The sequence below is a fragment of the Kitasatospora sp. MBT63 genome, assembly GCF_000710465.2.
Lineage (GTDB): Bacteria > Actinomycetota > Actinomycetes > Streptomycetales > Streptomycetaceae > Kitasatospora.
The window spans coordinates 15,775-33,693 of record NZ_JAIZ01000181.1; the positions used below are offsets into that span (position 1 = coordinate 15,775).

Below are 17,919 nucleotides of genomic sequence, written 5' to 3' on the forward strand. Positions count from 1 at the left end.
GTGCGTACGGGACGATGGACGCATGAGATGCCCGGACCACCGTGCCACCACCGCAGCCGACGCCGACCCGGCGGACGGGACGCCCGGTGACGGCTGTCCGGAGTGCGAGGAGTGGCAGCGTGCCGCGGCCCGTCTGCGTGAGCTGGCCGGGCAGGCGCCGGGGCCGTCCGAGAGCTGGACGGGCGGGCTGATGGCCCGCCTGGACGAGGCGCTGGCCGCAGCCCCGCAGGAGACGCCGGCCGAGGGGCAATCGGGCGGGCCGTGCAGCGCGGGGTGAGCGGGCCCGTGGAGGTCTCGGTCGTGCGTCCGGCTCGGTGAGTACCGGCTCCGTGAGTACCAGCTCGGTGCGGGGCGGTCGGGCAGCCGGAAGGCTGACTGTCATGGCGGTGTCCTGAAGGCAGGGGAGAGGTCGGACCCGCACCGGCCGGCGTCCCGGGGCCCGGTCAGGGCCCGGACGCCGGACCTGCCGCCGACCGGCGCCGCTCGGCCTCTACGGCTTGCGGCGTCGGGTACGGCGGGCGCGGTGCGGCAGGCCCCGGACGCGTACGTGCGCAGGGGCGACCGGCCCACCACCCGGACCGCCGACCGGTGTTCCGGTCAGCAGCGCGGTCGGTCCGCGGCCGCCAGGGGGGCGGCCCGCGGCGCGGGTGGTGGGAGCGTCACAGCAGGACGAGCGGTGGCGGGCCGCGCCGCACCACCACGTGCAGCAGGACCGGTTCGGCGGTCGGTCTCTCCCGCCGCCGCGGCCGGCAGCGCGGCCCGGCCGGCCGTACGGTCGGCGGGAGCAGCAGCAGGACCGGCACCACCGCAGCCGCCAGGGCCAGCAGCAACCGGCCGAGCCCGGCGACGGCGGCATCGCCGTGACAGAACAGCACGGCGCACGCGAGCGCGGCCAGCAGGTGCGCGGCGACCATGCCGAGCGAGGCGACACCGGCCAGGGTCAGGCCGTCACCGAGCGTCCAGCCCGAGTGCGCCATACCGGCCATGCCCGCCATGCCCGCCACGCCTCCCGGGCCGGCCGTACCGCTCAGGCCGCCGGTCCCGGCCAGGTCTGCTGCCCCGGACGCGGTCGTCGCCAGCCCGTGTGCGCCGTGGGCCATCGTCAGAACGGCCCCCTGCCCGGACCGGAGTGCGGGCAGGACAGCGGGATCCAGGCCGGCCGCGCGGGCCAGTTCCTCGGGGTCGATCCGGCCGCTGACCGGACCGGCCTCGCAGAGCAGCAGGGAGACCCAGTCCGGCTTGGCGACCGGCATCACCGGCGTCCGCTGGACGGTGTCGAACAGTTGGTGCAACCCGCCCTGGAGCGCCACCATCCACCCGGTGACCGCGAGCGGGCCGCGGCGCTGACCGGCCAGCAGCCAGGAGCAGCCCAGGATGCCCGCGAACGCCAGCACGAGCCAGGACGAAGGCAGCTCGGCCGTCGTCATACTGGCGTGCGCGCAGGCGGCCAACGCCACGCACAGGGCGGCGAAGACCCCTGAGCGGATCACGCGGGGCAGTCGGGCAGTCACAGTGTCCGCCATCGTGCCACCCCCGCCGGTCGGCGTCGAAACCCCCGGGGGGTACCCGTGCGGTCGGAGGCTCGCTTTCACGCCAACCCACGCCAACCCACGCCGCCTCCCGGCCGCCCCCACGCCGCCGCCCGGCCGGCCATCGGAGCGGAGCGCCGGGATCCCGCACCCGCCAACACCTCTGACGGCCCGTGGTACCGACCCGCCGTCAGGCGGCCCGCGCCACGTTCGCGGCGGTCTCCGCGCGCCGGCCGCGGCCTCAGCCCCGCTCGGGTGCCCGCTCCCACAGGTGCACCGTACGGGCCTGGCCGGTGACGGTCGCCCAGGTGCCGTCGCCGAGCGGGTGCGGGGGGCCGGACACCGGGAAGGGGTAGGCGACCCGGCCGGCCGGCCGCAGCGGTTCGGCGGCCAGCAGCCAGTGCCGCGCCCCGCCGTACTCCTCGTCGTCCTTCTGCTCGCTCTCCGAGGTGCCGGCGATCACCGTCTCCTCGTCCAGGAAGCCGCCGTAGTAGTCCCAGCGCAGGTCCGTCGCCGCGGCCGGGCCGGTGTCCCCGGGGCGGGACGGGACGGCGTCCGTGGCGTCCAGCTCGGACCGGGCCTCCTGCTCCCCGGCCCGGTGCACGGCCAGGGTCTCCTGGTAGTGGGTGACCGTCAGCATCCGCTCGCCCGACGGGCTGACGGCGAGCAGGACCCGCTCGCGGCCGAGGTTCCCGACGGTCAGGGTGTCCCCGTCCCACCGCCCCCAGCGCAGCGGAACGCCGTCCTGGCCCTCGCCGACGCTCAGCCCCATCTGCCGCGGGTCCGGGTGCGGAACGTGCTCCGAACCCGCCGCGATGGTGCCGGTCTGCGCCCGGGCCAGGACCCGGCCGTCGGCGGCGTCCAGGACCAGCCACTCCTCCTCGTCGTCGTCCGCGTCGGCGGTGGGGCGGACGTGCGCCCACACCACCGACCCGTCGGCGGAGAAGACCGCCGACCCCTTGGACGCGTACGGGTGGCTTCCGGCGCCCACGTACTGCGCGGCCTCCTCGTGCAGGTCGGGGCAGCCGTCCTCCCAGCACGCGTGCCGGACCTCCCACCGCGTGGCGCCGGCCGGGTCCACGGCGCGCAGCGCGTGCACCCCGGCGAACAGCGCCAGCCCGAGGCCGGGTGCGAGCGCGACGGTGCCGTAGCGCCGGGGCCAGGGCGCCGGGAAGCGTACGGTCCGGTCCGGCTGCCGGAGGTCCACCGCGACCAGTTCGGTGTCGCCGCGCTGCACCAGCACCGGCCGGCCGCCGAGGACGACCACGGCCGGATCGGCGGCGTCCCCCGGCGGCAGCGGGGCGTCGAGGGCGGCGACCGGACGGGCTTCGATCATCGGCGGCTTCTCCTGCGCGGGTAACGGCCCGGGCGGCGCCGGGGACGGCCGCCGACACCGGGGTGGGTGACGGTGCGACACCGTAACCCACCCCTGTGACACCGCGCCCGGCCGCCCGGGTCAGCAGATCCGCGGCAGCTGTTCGCCGATCGGCAGGTCCACCACCCGGGTGCCGCCGAGGCCGGTCCGGGCCACCACCATGCCGTGGTGCTCGTCGACGCACTCGCCGATCACCGCCGCCCCGACGCCCTGCGGGTGGGCCCGCATCGCTTCCAGCACCGCGTCCGCGCTCTCCCGGGGCACGAAGGCGACCAGCTTGCCCTCGTTGGCGACGTAGAACGGGTCCAGGCCGAGGATCGCGCAGGCGTTGGCCACCAACTGCGGTACCGGAACGGCGCGTTCCCTGATCACCACGCCGGTCCCGGCCGCGGCGGCGATCTCGTTGAGCGAGGCGGCGAGCCCGCCGCGGGTGGGGTCGCGCAGCACGTGCAGGTCGGGTTCGACCGCCAGCATGGCCTGGACCAGCCCGGCCAGCGGCGCGCTGTCGCTGCGCACGTCCGCGCCGAACTCCAGCCCCTCGCGCACGCTCATCACCGCGACGCCGTGCACCCCGATCTCGCCGCTGACGATCACCACGTCGCCGGGCCGGGCCCGCTGCGGCCGGAGGTCGACCCCGTCCGGGATCAGGCCGATCCCGGCCGTGTTGAGGTAGATGCCGTCGCCGTGGCCGGACTCGACCACCTTGGTGTCACCGGTGGCGATCTCCACCCCGGCGGCCCGTGCGGCGGCCCCGACCGCCTGGGCGACCCGGGCCACCACCGAGGTCTCCACCCCTTCCTCCAGGATGAACCCGCAGGACAGGTAGGCCGGCCGGGCACCCGCCATGGCCAGGTCGTTGACGGTGCCGTTGACCGCGAGGTCGCCGATGCTGCCGCCGGGGAAGAACAGCGGCCGCACCACGTACGAGTCGGTGGAGAACGCCAGCCGTGCCCCGCCGAGCGTCACCGTGGCCGCGTCACCGCCCTGCTCCAGCACCGGGCCGCCGTACGCGGGGGCGAACACGTGCTGGACCAGTTCCGCGGACAGCACCCCGCCGCCGCCGTGCCCGAGGACGATCCGCGGCTGGTCGCGCAGCGGCAGCGGACAGCTCCAGCCGTCGAAGTCCGGCGCGGGCGCGGCCGTGCTCTCGACATCTGTCAGCTCAGCCAACGGAACTCACCTCCCGGCTGCCGACCGCGGCCGAGCCGCCGGCGGCGGCCGGGGCGCCGGTGCCGAGCCGCCGGTAGAGGTAGTACGCGGCGCAGGCGCCCTCGCTGGAGACCATGGTCGCCCCGAGCGGGGTGCGCGGTGTGCAGACGGTCCCGAAGGCGCCGCACTCGTGCGGCTTCAGCAGCCCCTGCAGCACCTCCCCGCTGCGGCACTCCGCCGGTTCGACGGTGGTGATCCCGCCCACCGAGAACCGCCGCTCCGCGTCGAACTCGCGGTACTTCTCCGATAGTTGCCAGCCACTGCCGGGGATGGTGCCGATACCGCGCCAGGCCCGGTCGGTGACCTCGAAGACGTCCTCGATCATCGCCCGGGCGGCCGGGTTGCCCTCCTCCCGCACCGCCCGCGGGTACGCGTTCTCCACCTTCGCCTCGCCGCGCTCCAACTGCCGTACGGCCAGCCGGACCCCCTCCAGGATGTCCAGCGGCTCGAAGCCGGTCACCACGATCGGCACCCGGTAGCGTTCGGCCAGCTCCGGGTACTCCGCGGTGCCCATCACCGAGCAGACGTGCCCGGCGGCCAGGAAGCCCTGCACCCGGCAGGTCGGCGACTCCATCAGCGCCATGATCGCCGGGGGCACCCGTACGTGCGAGACGAGCAGGCTGAAGTTGCGGATGCCGAGCCGGCTCGCCTGGTGGACCGTCATGGCGTCGGGGGGCGCGGTGGTCTCGAAGCCGATCCCGAAGAAGACCACCTGCCGCTGCGGGTTGTCCTGGGCGATCCGCAGCGCGTCCAGCGGCGAGTACACCACCCGGACGTCACCGCCGGCGCTCTTGACCTGGAACAGGTCCCGGTCACTGCCCGGCACCCGCAGCATGTCCCCGAACGAGCAGAAGATCACCCCGGGCCGGGCGGCGATCTCCAGCGCCTTGTCGATCACCTCCAGCGGGGTGACGCACACCGGGCAGCCCGGCCCGTGGATCAACTCGATCTCCTCGGGCAGCAGTTGGTCGAGCCCGTGCCGGATGATGCTGTGCGTCTGGCCGCCGCAGACCTCCATCAGCGCCCACGGCCGGGTGACCGTGGCCCGGATGTCCGCCAGCAGCCGCTGCGCCAGCGCCGGATCCTGGAACTCCTCGAGATACCTCACCGCTGCTCCTCCCCGCCGGCCGCCGCCTCGGCCGCCGACACCCATGGGTCACCGAACTCCTCCTGCAGCGCGCCGATCTCGGCGAACAGCTCCAGGGTCCGCAGCGCCGACTCCTCGTCCAGCTTCTGCAGGGCGAAGCCGACGTGCACGATGGCGTACTCCCCGACCTCCAGGTCGGGCAGGTACTCCAGGCAGACGTCCTTGACCACGCCGCCGAAGTCCACCACCGCCATCCGGGTACCGTCGCGCTCCTCGATCTCCAACACCTTGCCGGGCACCGCCAGGCACATGGCTCTCTCCTCGCCTCGTCGTACGGTCACCGCGCGCGGGCCGCCGCCACCATCAGCTGGCCCAGTGCCAGCCCGCCGTCGTTGGGCGGGACCAGCCGGTGGCGCAGCACGCCGAACCCGGCCGCCCGCAGCGCGGCACAACTCGTCTCCGACAGCACGGTGTTGGCGAACACCCCGCCGGTCAGCGCCACCGTGGTCAGGGCGTGCCGCTCGCGCGCCGCCGTGCACAGCCGCAGCACCAGACCGGCCACGGCCGCATGGAAGCGGGCCGCCACCACCCCGGCGTCCTCGCCGCGCAGCACGTCCTCGACGGCCGCCGCGATCACCGGCGCCGCCTCGCCCACCAGTTCGCCGTCGACCCCGCCGCCGCCCGGCCGGATCCCGAACCCGTAGCTGCCGCAGCCGTCGTGGCCGAGCGCCGCGGCCTCCAGTTCCACCGCGGCCTGGGCCTCGTACCCGGCCAGCTGGCAGATCCCGGTGATCGATGCCACCGCGTCGAACAGCCGGCCCATCCCGGAGCTCGGCACGCAGTTCAGTCCGCGCTCCAACTGCACTCTCAGCGCTGCCAGTTCGTCGGGCGGGCAGGCCGCGACGCAGGGCAGTGCCGGATCCCACGGCAGCCCGGCCGCCCACAGCCGGGCGAGCGCGGTGCGGTACGGGCGGCGCACCGCCGCGTCGCCGCCGGGCAGCGGGGCGTAGCAGAGCCGCCCGAAGCGCAGGAAGTCCCGGTACCCGGCCAGCAGCACCTCGCCGCCCCACACCGCGCCGTCCTCGCCGTAGCCGGTGCCGTCGAAGGCGACGCCGATCACCCGGTCCGCCGGGCCGAGTCCGTGCTCGGCCATCGCGGCGGCGATGTGGGCGTGGTGGTGCTGCACCTCGGCGACCGGCCGTCCGGCGGCGTTGCGCCGGGCCCAGCCGCCGGAGCGGTAGCCGGGGTGCCGGTCGGCGGCGAGCAGCCCGGGACGCACCCCGGTGACGGCCTCCAGGTGCCGTTCGGCGCGGTCGAAGGCGCGCAGTGTGGAGAGGTCGTCCATGTCGCCGATGTGCGCGGACGGCCAGGCCCGCTCGCCCTCGCCGAGGCAGCAGGTGTTCTTGAGGTCCCCGCCGACCGCGAGCGTGGCGGGGACGGTCATCGGCAGCGGGACCGGCCGCGGCACGTACCCGCGGGAGCGGCGCAGCAGCAGCGGCCCGCCGTCGCAGATCCGGACCACCGAGTCGTCGCAGGGCACCTCGATCGGCCGGTCGTGGGTCAGCCAGGCGTCGGTGAGCGGCGCCAGCCGCTCGAGGGCGTCGGCGTCGTCGGTGACGATCGATTCGCCGGACCGGTTGCCGCTGGTGAGGACCAGGACGGTCGGCCCGGGCGGGTCGCCGGGCAGGCCGAACAGCAGGTGGTGCAGCGGGGTGTAGGGGAGCATCACGCCGAGGTCGGGGCTGCGCGGCGCGACCTGTTCGGCGAGCGCGGCGCCTTCCGCCCGGCGCCGGAGCAGCACGATGGGCCGCTCGCGGCCGGTCAGCAGGGCGTGTTCGGCCGGGCCGGTGTGCACCAGTGCCGCGAGGTCGGCCGTGGCGCGGGCCATCAGGGCGAACGGCTTGTCGCCGCGGGCCTTGCGGCGGCGCAGCGTCGCGACGGCGGCCGGGTCGGCGGCGTCGCAGGCCAGGTGGTAGCCGCCGATGCCCTTGACCGCGACGATCGCGCCCTCGGCGAGCAGCGCGCGGGCGGCGTCGACGGCGTCGCCGCCGGCGGCCTCGCGGGCGCCGCGCAGGCGCAGCACCGGTCCGCAGTCGTGGCAGGCCACGGTCTGGGCGTGGAAGCGCCGGTCGGCCGGGTCGGTGTACTCGGACCGGCAGGCGGCGCACATCGGGAACCGGCCCATGGTGGTCTGGTCCCGGTCGTACGGCAGTCCGGTGACGATGGTGAAGCGCGGGCCGCAGTGCGTGCAGCTGATGAAGGGGTGCCGGTGGCGCCGGTCGGCGGGGTCGGTGAGTTCGGCCAGGCAGGCGTCGCAGGTGGCGACGTCCGGCGGGACCAGGGTGCGCTGCGGGCCGTCGGCGACCGAGGCGAGGATCCGGAAGCCGGGGTGTCCGGTGGCCGGGGCGGGCCGGTGGGCGACCGACTCGACGTCGGCGAGCGGCGGTGCGTCGGCGGCGATCCGGGCGCAGAACTCGGCGACCGCCCCGGCGCTGCCCTCGACCTCGGCGAGGACGCCCTCGCCGGTGTTGGTGACGTGTCCGGCCAGTCCGAGCCCGACCGCGAGGCCGTGGACGAACGGCCGGAAGCCGACGCCCTGGACGGTGCCGCGGACCGTCACCTGCCGGCGTTCCACCGCCGGTGCGGCGGCCGGGCCGCCGGTCACCGGAGCGGCGCGGAGTGCTGGTGCTCGTGGCCCGCGCCGTGGTGCGCCGGGCCGTCGTGGTGGTGGTGCCCGGCGTCGGGGTCACCGTCGCCGCCGTGCCGGTGCGGGGCCGGGCGGGCCATCACCGGCCGGTGCACGGGGCCGCCCTCGAGGGCGGCCACCGCCCGCTCCAGCAGGGTGCCGACGCCGAGTCCGTCGCGGGCGGAGGTGAGCACCACCTCGACGCCGGGGTTGACCCGGACCACGTTGGCCCGGAAGGCGGCCTCGTCGAAGGCGGCGGCCGCCGCGAGGTCGGTCTTGGTCACCACGACCAGGTTGGCCAGCCCGTACGCGGTCGGGTACTTGAGCGGCTTGTCCTCGCCCTCGGTGACGGAGGCCAGTACCACCCGCAGCGTCTCGCCGAGGTCGTAGCCGGCCGGGCAGACCAGGTTCCCGACGTTCTCCACGAACAGCAGCCGGGTGCCGTCCGGCAGCCAGCCGTCCAGCTGGGCGCGCATCATGTGCGCTTCCAGGTGGCACAGGCCGTCGGTGAGCACCTGCTTGACCGGGACGCCCGAGCGGGCCAGCCGGGCGGCGTCGTGCTCGGTCGCGAGGTCCGCGGTGAGCGCGGCGACCGCCAGCCCGCGCTCGCGGGCCAGGGTCAGTTCGCGCTCCAGCAGTTCGGTCTTTCCGCTGCCGGGGCTGGAGAGCAGGTTGACGACCACCGTCCCGCGGGCCGTCAGCTCCTCGCGCAGCGCCACCGCGCACTCGTCGTTGCGGGCGAGCACGGACTGCTTCAGCTCCACCACACGGCACACGGGCTCACAGCTCCTCGGCTCGGGGAACGCGGATGTCGCCGCCGGACCAGTGCACGGCGGTGATCTGGAGTTCGCGGCCGGACACCAGCTCGGTGCCGGTGCCGCTGCCGCAGGTCGGGCAGACCAGGTCGGGCGGCATGCCGGGGGCCCAGCCGGTACCGCACGGGCCGCACTCGGCGAGCGCGGGGACCGGCTCGATCCGCAGTTCGGCGCCGGCCAGGACGGTGCCCTCGCAGACCAGGTCGAAGCCGAACCGCAGCGCGTCGGGCACCACCCCGGCCAACTCGCCGACCTGGAGGTTGACCTGGTGCGCGGTCGAGCCGGCCCGGGCCTCGCTGCTGGCCTCGACCTGGTCGACGATCGCCTGCGCGATCGACATCTCGTGCATCGGCTCTCTCCGCCCGTCGGGCCCGTGTCCGCCGCCTGGTGCCGCGGGCGGGAGCCCGGCGACGTGGACCATTACAGGCCCGGTGCCCGGCGCGGCCCTCGCGCCGCGCCGGGCACCGGGCCCGGGCTACTCCGTTTGCCCCAGCGGGGCGCGCCTCACATCTGCTGGATCCGCAGATAGCGCTTGATGTCCGGCAGGGTCAGCTTGACGACGGCGACCACGGCGGCCAGCGCCGCCGCACGGATCAGGAACTTGCTCATGGTCGGGCATTCCTCTCTCATCGGGTTCCCAGCGCGGCCGCCGTCCGGCCGGCCTCCTCCACCAGGCCGAGCACGACCTGGACGGCCTCGTCGACGGAGGCCTCGACCACCGGGCTGAGCCCCATCCCCTCGTCCAGGGACTGCGGCTCGCACCCGACCACCAGCACCTTCTCGGGCCCGCTGCGGCCGAGTCCGGAGGTGAGCGTGCCGAGGACGGCGAGCACCGCGTCCGGGGTCATCCGGTGCCCGTCCATGACGGCGGGCCGCTCCTCCGGCTCCGGCAGCCGGGCCTCGATCAGGTAGACCGTGCCGGGCTCGCAGCCGCGGGCGGTGGCGTCCACCAGCACCACCGTGCGGTAGCCCTCCAGCAGCTGGTAGGCGAGGTGGACGCCGCGGACGCCGGTGTCCACCAGTTCCACGTGGTCGGGCAGGGCCAGCGCGGACAGCCGCCGGACCACCTCGACGCCGAAGCCGTCGTCGCCGAGGAAGATGTTCCCCACCCCGGCGACCAGCACCCGGCCCTTCGGTACGGCTGCGCTCACGGTGCCACCTCCGGGGCGGGCGCGACCTCGTCTGGCTGGAAGTACAGGAACCGGCCCTGTTCGCGCCACAGGTCGGCGCCGGGGTCGCCCTCCACCGTGACGGCGAGGTGCACGGTGCCGTCGACGTCGTGCAGGACGGCCTCGACCAGCGCGGTGTGGCCCTGGAGGAAGAGGTCCTGGGCGTCGGTGCGGCGCCGTCCGGGCCGCAGCACCACCCGGCTGCCGGCGCCGACGTGCTGTCCGTCGATCAGGACGCGGTCGGTGCCGGGGTCGACCGACCGGTCGCCGCCCGGGTCCCACCAGGGCGTGTCGGGGCCGGCGCCGTCACCGGTGACATCGCGCAGCGCGCGGACGGCGCCGTGCAGCCGGTCCATCACCTCGGGCGGCAGCGAGTCGGCCAGGTCGATCACCGCGCCGGCCCGCTCGTCGGTGCCGCGGGCCTCGCGCTTCTCCTCGTCGGTCAGCGCGGCGGTGCGCAGGGCGAGGATCTCGTCGATCTCGGTGGCGTCGTAGAAGCCGCCCGGGCTCTCGGGTGCGATCGCCGGGTGGTCCTCCAGGATGATCGGCGAGGAGAGCACCACGTCCGCCCGCCCGTCCGCACCCGCCAGCACCGGCCAGGTCCGCAGGTTGCGGCACTCGGCGACGGCGCCCGCGGCCCACTGCGGCGGGTCGGTCATCGACAGGAACGACCCGCTGTCGAGGCCCAGCAGCAGGTGGGCGGCGACCAGCGACCTGGGCAGCGCCGCCTCGCGGTCGGCCGAACCGGCGGCCGGCTCCCAGGCGCTGGTGTTGAGCACCTCGGCGGTGAGCCGCAGCAGCGGGTAGGGGCCCGGCAGGTCGACGGCCGCCAGCCGCAGCGCCCCCTCCAGCCGCTCCCGGCGCCGGCTGAGCCGTCCCACCGGGCGGCCGTCCGCCGACACCAGCTCGGTCTCGGTCGCGGCCGGCCGGTTGAACGGCACGGTGACGCCCTCGCCCAGCAGCTCGGAGACCGGGAAGGACAGCCGGACCCGCTCCTCGACGCCCTCGTCCCAGGGCACCAGCACCCGGTCGGGCAGCTCCAGCGCGGCGACGGTCGGCGTGGAACCGTCCGGCCGCAGCTCCTGGACGGTGCGCCGCACCGCGTGCAGGAACCGCAGCTCGACGGTGAGCCGCGCGCCCGCCTTGGGCTCCAGCAGCAGCTCGGTGCGCTGCCAGGAGTGCTCGCCGCCGACGTCCTCGAAGGCCGGCGGCACCAGGACGCCGAACTGCCAGCGCAGCCGGTTCTTGGCCGCCGACGCCCGGTACGGGTACAGCACGTACCCCTCGAACAGCACGGCGTCCGCGATCCGCCGCGCCACCTCGAACGGCGCGGAGTCCACCTCGGCGGTGGCGGTCACAGCACACTCCCTTCGACGACGGGGACGGCCTGCGCGGCCAGCAGCGACCGGACGGTCGCCTCCCACGACGGCAGCGCGTTGCGGGAGCGGTAGGCCAGCAGCGCCGCCAGGTCCTCGCGCGGCAGCCGGATCCAGCCGCAGCCCGGGAAGTGCTGGTCGACCATCTCCCGCCAGACCTCGGCGGGCAGGCCGCACCTGGCCTCCCGGTCCCAGGGCACCGGCTCGACCCGAAAGCCGCCCTCGCCGGTGAACGCGGTGCCGGAGAACAGCATCAGCAGCGGAGCCTCGCCGCCGGCCAGCGCGTCGAAGTAGCGGGTCGCCGCGAGGTCGAGGTCGTAGCTGCACGGCACAGCCAGCTCGGCCTCCGTCTCCCCGGTGAAACCCGGCACGGTCAGCGAGACCTGCGCGAACTGCACCGGGTTGAGCGAGCTGCCCCAGCGGGCCGGCTCGCCGAACAGGTCCGCCAGCGCGGCCTGCTCCCCGGCCTCGTAGCGCCGCCGGGCGGGTTCGATCCGCAGCTGGCAGCGCAGCGCCAGGGCGTGCACCCGGGCACCCTCGGACGCGGTGATCCGCAGCCGGAACACCAGGGTCGGCCCGGCCGCGTACGGGTCGGCCCGCACCCCGGTGCAGCTGAAACCCAGTTCGGTCACACCGGCTCCTCGGTCCGTACGGCCCGGGCGCGGGCCCGGACGCTGTCGAAGAAGGCGGCGAGCTCGGCCCGCGCCTCGGCCCCGCCGTCGAAGCCCTGCCAGGTCAGCCGCATCCGGCCGACCAGCTCGTAGCAGACGTCGACCGGTACCAGGAAGCACTCGCTGCGCTCCTCGGAGCGGTGCACCAGCAGGGCCTCGACGTCCGGCTGCAGCAGTGCCGCCAGCGGGCTGGAGCCCAGGACGGCCTGCCAGGCCGCCGGGTCGAGCTCGCTCTCGGTGGCCCCCGCGGGGCTGGGGTAGAGCGCCACCAGCCGGTCCAGCTCCGCGTTGCGGAAGAAGAACGCGGTGCCGACCGGGATCTGCAGCCGCTCCCAGGCCGCCGCGTCCAGCGCGTGGCCCGGGTCGGACAGGTACCGGTCGGGGACCGCCCGGTAGCCGCCCCGCCCCGCGCCCGGCTGTTCGAACAGCAGGGCGCAGGGCACGCAGGCGCAGGTCAGGGTCCGGCTCGCGGTGCGGACCAGGTGCCGGTGACGCTCCGCCAGCACGGCGGTGCACAGCTCGCAGCGCTCGGGCTGCGGCGGTGCGGGCGCCCGGAAGCGACGCAGTCCGCGGGCGGGCGCGCTCACCGGGCCTCCGCGGGCTGCAGTCCCGGCCGGAGCCCGATCTGCAGCAGGGCGGGCTCCTTGGGCCCGGTCGGTTCCAGCTCGACGGCGGTCACCTCCGGCGCGAACACCGCGACCAGCTCGGCCACCGCCGCCCGGCCGTCGTCCGCGCCGCCCGAACACCCGCAGCCGGAGCCGGAGTTCTCCACCCGGACCCGCAGCACACCGGAGGCGGGGTCGAAGGAGGCCAGCGCCGCCCCGGGCACCTGCCGCACCGCCCGTTCGAGCCGCCCGACGGTGTCCTCGGGGTGCAGGTCGTGCAGGACCAGCAGCCCCGCGACCAGCTGATCGTCCAGCAGCTCCGCCAGCGGCCCCGCGGCCGGCCGGTCGGGGTCGTGCGCGCCCGCCGACAGCAGTTCCACCGCCCGGGCCAGGCCCGCGCCGTAGAAGTCCATCAGCACCCGTACCAGCTCCTCGGCGGCGGCCGCCGCCTTCGGGTCGCCGTCGGCGGCGAGCCGGTCGAGGATCTCCTCGACCCGCCGCCCGGCCGCCTCCCCGGTCGGCGCGCTCACCCGGTCATCCCGCTCAGGCCGGTCGGCACGTGCATCTTCTGCAGCGACTTGCCGTCGCCCAGGTACATGTGCACACCGCAGGGCAGACACGGGTCGAAGCTGCGCACCGCCCGCATGATGTCGATGCCCTTGAAGTTCTCCGGGGAGTTCTCCTCGAAGATCGGGGTGTTCTGCACCGCGTCCTCGTACGGCCCGGGGGTGCCGTAGCTGTCCCGGACGCTGGCGTTCCACGGGGTCGGCGGGTACGGGTGGTAGTTGGCGATCTTGCCGTCGCGGATCACCATGTGGTGCGAGAGGACGCCGCGCACCGCCTCGGTGAAGCCGCAGCCGATCGACTCGTCCGGCACCTCGAACTTCTCCCAGGTCTGGGTGCGCCCGGCGCGGACCTCGGCCAGCGCCTTCTCGGCGAAGTGCAGCGCGGCGGCCGCGGCGTAGGCCTGGAAGTAGGTGCGGGCCCGGTTGCGCTCCAGCGCGTTGGACCACTTCGGGATCTTCCACTCGAAGGTGGTCTCCGGCTTGGTCAGGGTCCGCGGCAGGTTGATCACCACGCTGTGCCCGGTCGCCTTGATGTAGCCGATGTCGACCAGGCCGGACAGCGCGGTCGACCACAGCCGGGCGATCGGGCCGCCGCCGGTGTCCAGCGCCAGGTGGTCCTTGCCGTCGAACCAGCGCGGCGACATCACCCAGCTGTACTTGTCGTCGAAGTTGCGCTTCTGCGGCTGCGGGATGGTGTGCTGGTTCCACGGGTGGCGCGGGTCGACCGGGTTGCCGAGCGGGTCGTGGGTGACGAACTGCTCCTTGCCCTCCCAGTCCTGGTAGTACGAGGAGCCGAGCAGGATCCGGATGCCCAGGTTGATCTGGGTGAGGTCGTTGGTGACCAGCTTGCCGTCGACCACCACGCCCGGGGTGACGAACATCCGCCGGCCCCAGTCCGTCATGTTGCGGTACGTGAAGTCGCAGTGGTCGGGGTCGTTGAGCGAACCCCAGCAGCCGAGCAGGATCCGGCGGCGGCCGACCTCCTCGTAGCCCGGCAGCGCCTCGTAGAAGAAGTCGAACAGGTCGTCGTGGAGCGGCACCACCCGCTTCATGAACTCGACGTAGCGCATCAGCCGGCTCAGGTAGTCGGTGAACAGCTGCACCGTGGCCACCGTGCCGACGCCGCCCGGGTAGAGCGTGGAGGGGTGCACGTGGCGGCCCTCCATCAGGCAGAACATCTCCCGGGTGTAGCGGGAGACTTGGAGCGCCTCGCGGTAGAACTCGCCCTCGATCGGGTTGAGCGAGCGCATGATGTCGGCGATGGTCTTGTAGCCGTGCTCGGCGGCGTGCGGCGCCTCGGTGCGCTCGGCCTTCTCCAGCACCCCGGGGTTGGTCTCGCGGACCATCTTCTCGCAGTAGTCGACCCCGACCAGGTTCTCCTGGAAGATGTTGTGGTCGAACATGTACTCGGCGGCCTCGCCGAGGTTGATGATCCACTCGCCCAGGTGCGGCGGCTTCACGCCGTACGCCATGTTCTGCGCGTACACCGAGCAGGTGGCGTGGTTGTCGCCGCAGATGCCGCAGATCCGGCTGGTGATGAAGTGCGCGTCGCGCGGGTCCTTGCCGCGCATGAACACGCTGTAGCCGCGGAAGACCGACGAGGTGCTGTAGCACTCGGCGACCTTCTTCTGCTTGAAGTCGATCTTGGTGTGGATGCCGAGGCTGCCCACGATCCGGGTGATCGGGTCCCAGCTCATCTCCACCAGGCCGTCGTTGCCGCCCGGCCGCGGGGCTGTTGTCGTCATGGCGTGTGTCGTGCCCTTCTGAAGGTCTGCGGAGGGGTCTGCGGACCGCCCGCGGGTCTGCGGAGGTCCGCGCAGAGTTCTGCGGGGAGCGGGCCGGCCGACCGGAGCGGGGCCGCGGCCGCCGCAGCGGGCGGGCGCGGCCCCGGACCGGCCGGCCGGCGGTCACCAGGGCGGCTTGTAGCCCGTCGCGAGCTTGCGGCCGGTGTGCCGCCACTTGGGTTCCCGGTCCACGGAGTGTGCGGTGATCGAGCGCAGCCGGCGGATCACCGAGCCGTACGCGGCGCTCGCGGAGCTGGACACCTTGGCGCCCGGCGGCTCGTCCATGAACGGCATGAACTTGTCCGGGAAGCCGGGCATGGTGCAGGCGATGCAGATGCCGCCCACGTTCGGACAGCCGCCCACACCGTTGATCCAGCCGCGCTTGGGGACGTTGCACTTCACCACCGGGCCCCAGCAGCCGATCCGCACCAGGCACTCCGGCGTGCCGTACTCCGAGGCGAACTGCCCCTGCTCGTAGTAGCCGGCCCGGTCGCAGCCCTCGTGCACGGTCGCGCCGAACAGCCAGGTCGGGCGGAGCTTGTCGTCCAGCGGGATCATCGGCGCGGCGCCGGCCAGCTGGTGGAGCAGGTAGACCAGCGTCTCGGAGAAGTTGTCCGGCTGGATCGGGCAGCCCGGCACGCAGACGATCGGCAGCCCGGCCTTGGACTTCCAGTCCCAGCCCAGGTAGTCGGGCAGGCCCATCGCGCCGGTCGGGTTGCCCGCCATCGCGTGGATGCCGCCGTACGTCGCGCAGGTGCCGATCGCGATCACCCCGGTGGCCTTGGGGGCGAGCCGGTCCACCCACTCGCTGGTGGTGATCGGCTGGCCGGTCTCCGGGTCGTCGCCGAAACCGCACCAGTAGCCCTCGGCCTTGATGGACTCGTTCGGGATGGACCCCTCGACCACCAGGACGAAGGGCTCCAGCTCGCCGCGGTCGGCCTTGAAGAACCACTCCACGAAGTTGTCCGCGCCCTGCACCGGACCGCACTCGAAGTCGATCAGCGGCCAGTGGACGGCGATCTTCGGCAGGCCGGGCAGCACGCCGAGGACGATCTCCTCGATGGAGGGCTGGGTCGCCGCGGTGAGCGAGACGGAGTCACCGTCACAGCTCAGGCCCGCGTTGATCCAGAGGATGTGGACCACCGGCTCCTCGTCCCCGGCGGGCGGGCCGGTGGATCGGGATGTCGCCTCGGTGGTCGTCGGTGTCGAAGCCATGGGACGCCTCCTCCTCGCGAAGGCACGACAAGACCGACAAATCGGTCTCTTGGCATCTTCCTACCAACGCCCTCCCCGGACCGGGAGGTCGATACGGCCGAACCGGTGGACCTCGGGCCGCGGCTGCGCCGACCGGGTGAGCACCGCTCGCGGCGCGCCCGGGACGCCCCCCGCGGTTCCCTTCGCCAGCGCCTCCCCAGGGCGGGGTGTATCCAGGAGACATGGACATCCGGGCACGCGCCGAGGCGATCCGCAGGCCCGGCCGGGCCTCGCGGGCCCTGGTCGTCATCCCGCTGCTCCTGATCGTGCTGGTCTGCATCGGCGACGTCCTCGCCCCGCCGGAGGTCCACCTCGGGCCGTTCCTGGTCGCCGCGCCCGCGATCACGGCCTCCTTCGCCGGTCCCAGGACCACCGGCTTCATCGGCGCGCTCGCCGTCCTCGCCCAGGCCACGGTCGCCGCCGCCCGGACCACCCTGCTCGACCTGAACCACACCGTCCAGATCACCGCGCTGGCCGTGATCTCCGCGCTGGTGACGCTCTTCGCCTACCTGCGCGAGCAGCACGAGAAGGAGATGACCCAGCTGCGCTCGGTCGCCGAGGCCGCGCAGCAGGTGGTGCTGCGCCCGATCCCGCCCCGGATGGGGCCGCTGCGGATCGCCTCGGTCTACGTGGCCGCCGAGGCCGAGGCGCAGATCGGCGGCGACCTGTACGCGGCGGTGCGCTCCGGCCGGGCGACCCGGTTCATCGTGGGCGACGTCCGGGGCAAGGGGCTGGGGGCGATCGGGGACGCCGCGCTGGTGCTCGGCGCGTTCCGGGCCGCCGCCCACCGCCGGGTCGAACTGACCCGGCTGGTCGACTTCCTGGACAGCACCGTCTCCGGCGACCTGGAGGAGGCCGGGGACGACCCGGAGCGGCAGGAGTCCTTCACCACCGCGGTGCTGATCGACATCCCTGACGGCAGGCCCGTACTGAGCCTGGTCGACTGCGGCCACCCGCCGCCGCTGCTGCTGCGCGGCGGCCGGGTGGTCGCGCTCGAGGCCCGGCAGCCGGCCCCGCCGCTGGGCCTGGCGGCGATGGCCGAGCGGGGGCTGGGCCTGGAGTCCTTCCCGTTCGAGCCCGGTGACACCGTGCTGCTGTACACCGACGGCGTGGTGGAGGCCCGGGACACGGCCGGACGCTTCTACCCGCTCGCCGAACGGCTGGCCGCCTGGCCGGCCGACGACCCCGGGCAGCTGCTGAAGCTGCTCTGCCAGGACCTGGCCGCGCACACCGGCGGCCGCCTCGGCGACGACGCCGCGATGGTGGCGATCGTCCGGCTGCCGTCACCCCCCGGGTGACCCCACGGCCCGCAGCGCCGGGCCGTCGAAGGCGCCCTCGGACGCGGTGACGGACAGCACGGCGACGCGCCCGGTGGACCGGACCGGCCCGGCGACAACTGTGCGGGCGGCCTTCGCCACTCTCGCGGCCCGCTGACTCCCGAAGGGGCGCAGGGCAGGGCCACGGCGGACGCGCCCGGGGGGCGGACGGCTGATCAGAACCCGAACGGCGGCGCGGGGGAGATCTTCCCGGGCTCGATCGGGCCGCTCGTGCCTACGGTGGGTCAGAACGCTGTCGTCCCGGTGGCACGGAGGTCCGCATGTCGTTGGCTCGTCGGGTGGTACTGGCCGCGCTGGCCGGCAGCGCGGTCTCCGGCTGCGGGATCTCCCGCCGCTCCGCGGCCCCGCGGCCGCAGACGTCCGCGCCGCAGGCCCCGGCCCTCGCGGCGCCGGTGACCCCGGAGCCGTCGACGGGACCGTCCGCCGGGCCCTCCGCCGCACCGGCCGCGGAGCAGG

At 74.7% G+C, this 17,919-nt stretch carries 17 protein-coding genes and 1 pseudogene; 3 read left to right on the plus strand and 15 right to left on the minus strand.

What is annotated here, in order from left to right:
• Window positions 1-22 precede the first annotated feature (22 nt).
• The gene (locus AA75_RS12540) at window positions 23-277 is read left to right on the plus strand and encodes a hypothetical protein (RefSeq protein WP_033820010.1); all 255 of its coding nucleotides are present in this window, start codon (window positions 23-25) and stop codon (window positions 275-277) included.
• Window positions 278-659: 382 nt separating this feature from the next.
• Here AA75_RS12540 and AA75_RS12545 read toward each other — a convergent pair whose 3' ends face one another.
• The 15 genes from AA75_RS12545 to AA75_RS12615 all read right to left on the minus strand — a co-directional run bounded on the left by AA75_RS12545 (window position 660) and on the right by AA75_RS12615 (window position 16,087).
• Window positions 660-1,490: a hypothetical protein gene (locus tag AA75_RS12545; RefSeq protein WP_033820011.1), complete on the minus strand. Its 831-nt coding sequence runs from the start codon at window positions 1,488-1,490 to the stop codon at window positions 660-662.
• 280 nt (window positions 1,491-1,770) lie between these two features.
• On the minus strand, window positions 1,771-2,865 hold the full coding sequence (locus AA75_RS12550; protein ID WP_033820012.1) for a hypothetical protein: 1,095 nt from the start codon (window positions 2,863-2,865) through the stop codon (window positions 1,771-1,773).
• A gap of 120 nt (window positions 2,866-2,985) precedes the next feature.
• Complete coding sequence (hypE, locus tag AA75_RS12555; RefSeq protein ID WP_033820036.1) at window positions 2,986-4,065, minus strand: hydrogenase expression/formation protein HypE; 1,080 nt, start codon at window positions 4,063-4,065, stop codon at window positions 2,986-2,988.
• 1 nt (window position 4,066) lies between these two features.
• Window positions 4,067-5,221 carry a hydrogenase formation protein HypD gene (hypD, locus tag AA75_RS12560; protein ID WP_033820013.1) on the minus strand — a complete coding sequence of 385 codons (1,155 nt, stop codon included), beginning with the start codon at window positions 5,219-5,221 and terminating at the stop codon, window positions 4,067-4,069.
• Entirely contained in the window at window positions 5,218-5,511 is a 294-nt protein-coding gene (locus AA75_RS12565; RefSeq protein ID WP_033820014.1) for a HypC/HybG/HupF family hydrogenase formation chaperone, read from the minus strand. The genes hypD and AA75_RS12565 overlap by 4 nt, the downstream gene beginning before the upstream one ends.
• Window positions 5,512-5,537: 26 nt before the next feature.
• Complete coding sequence (gene hypF, locus AA75_RS12570) at window positions 5,538-7,865, minus strand: carbamoyltransferase HypF (protein WP_033820015.1); 2,328 nt, start codon at window positions 7,863-7,865, stop codon at window positions 5,538-5,540.
• Window positions 7,862-8,662, minus strand: a complete 801-nt coding sequence (hypB, locus tag AA75_RS12575) for a hydrogenase nickel incorporation protein HypB (protein WP_033820016.1) — start codon at window positions 8,660-8,662, stop codon at window positions 7,862-7,864. The genes hypF and hypB overlap by 4 nt, the downstream gene beginning before the upstream one ends.
• A 4-nt stretch (window positions 8,663-8,666) precedes the next feature.
• Window positions 8,667-9,050, minus strand: coding sequence for a hydrogenase maturation nickel metallochaperone HypA (hypA, locus tag AA75_RS12580; RefSeq protein WP_033820017.1), 384 nt, complete (start codon window positions 9,048-9,050; stop codon window positions 8,667-8,669).
• 277 nt (window positions 9,051-9,327) lie between these two features.
• The gene (locus AA75_RS12585) at window positions 9,328-9,852 is read right to left on the minus strand and encodes a hydrogenase maturation protease (protein ID WP_033820018.1); all 525 of its coding nucleotides are present in this window, start codon (window positions 9,850-9,852) and stop codon (window positions 9,328-9,330) included.
• The gene (locus AA75_RS12590) at window positions 9,849-11,228 is read right to left on the minus strand and encodes a hypothetical protein (protein WP_033820019.1); all 1,380 of its coding nucleotides are present in this window, start codon (window positions 11,226-11,228) and stop codon (window positions 9,849-9,851) included. Before AA75_RS12590 ends, AA75_RS12585 begins: the two co-directional genes overlap by 4 nt.
• A complete protein-coding gene (locus tag AA75_RS12595) occupies window positions 11,225-11,878 on the minus strand; it encodes a DUF6084 family protein (RefSeq protein WP_033820020.1) in 654 nt (217 codons plus the stop codon). Before AA75_RS12595 ends, AA75_RS12590 begins: the two co-directional genes overlap by 4 nt.
• The gene (locus tag AA75_RS12600; RefSeq protein ID WP_033820021.1) at window positions 11,875-12,504 is read right to left on the minus strand and encodes a DUF5947 family protein; all 630 of its coding nucleotides are present in this window, start codon (window positions 12,502-12,504) and stop codon (window positions 11,875-11,877) included. The genes AA75_RS12595 and AA75_RS12600 overlap by 4 nt, the downstream gene beginning before the upstream one ends.
• A complete protein-coding gene (locus AA75_RS12605; protein WP_033820022.1) occupies window positions 12,501-13,052 on the minus strand; it encodes a hypothetical protein in 552 nt (183 codons plus the stop codon). The genes AA75_RS12600 and AA75_RS12605 overlap by 4 nt, the downstream gene beginning before the upstream one ends.
• Window positions 13,049-14,833, minus strand: coding sequence for a nickel-dependent hydrogenase large subunit (locus tag AA75_RS12610; protein ID WP_033820023.1), 1,785 nt, complete (start codon window positions 14,831-14,833; stop codon window positions 13,049-13,051). The genes AA75_RS12605 and AA75_RS12610 overlap by 4 nt, the downstream gene beginning before the upstream one ends.
• Window positions 14,834-14,995: 162 nt before the next feature.
• Window positions 14,996-16,087, minus strand: a complete 1,092-nt coding sequence (locus tag AA75_RS12615; protein WP_033820024.1) for a hydrogenase expression protein HypE — start codon at window positions 16,085-16,087, stop codon at window positions 14,996-14,998.
• A gap of 221 nt (window positions 16,088-16,308) precedes the next feature.
• Here AA75_RS12615 and AA75_RS12620 point away from each other — a divergent pair, with 221 nt between their 5' ends.
• Together AA75_RS12620 and AA75_RS47355 are read left to right on the plus strand one after the other, a co-directional pair.
• A complete protein-coding gene (locus tag AA75_RS12620) occupies window positions 16,309-17,424 on the plus strand; it encodes a PP2C family protein-serine/threonine phosphatase (RefSeq protein WP_033820025.1) in 1,116 nt (371 codons plus the stop codon).
• Between the two features lie 299 nt (window positions 17,425-17,723).
• Window positions 17,724-17,919: pseudogene (locus AA75_RS47355) on the plus strand (hypothetical protein); the annotation flags it as partial.